General features: G+C 54.5%; 1 protein-coding gene. It reads right to left on the bottom strand.

The window, feature by feature from the left end; genetic code table 11:
• The coding region (locus tag KDM89_RS20420; protein WP_212689694.1) for a cation:proton antiporter at positions 1–365 on the bottom strand (365 nt) is incomplete at both ends.

Below are 365 nucleotides of genomic sequence, written 5' to 3'. Positions count from 1 at the left end.
ATCAGCATTCCTGCCACAAAGGCACCTAGCGCCATCGACAAGCCAGCTTTCTCGGTCAGCCAGGCTGCACCCAGCGTGATCAGCAGCAGATTCAGCATGAATAATTCCTGAGAGCGCCGCTTCACGACCAGCTTGAACCAGCTACGCATCATGCGCTGTCCTGCCACCAGCAACAAGACCAGCACCAGTACGGCTTTACCACCAGCCCACAACAAGGTCGTGACAATATTGTCTGAGTGGGTAGCCAACGCCGGTACCAAAATCAGCAGCGGCACCACAGCCAGATCCTGAAATAACAGGATGCTGATAATCTGGCGGCCATGCAGACTTTCCAGCTCCAGACGCTCAGTAAGCATTTTCGACAC

The organism is Cognatundibacterium luofuense (assembly GCF_018139685.1).
GTDB lineage: Bacteria > Pseudomonadota > Gammaproteobacteria > Burkholderiales > Burkholderiaceae_D > Undibacterium > Undibacterium luofuense.
Note: the sequence above shows the minus strand (reverse complement) of the source record. Positions and strands in the feature narration are given on the sequence as shown.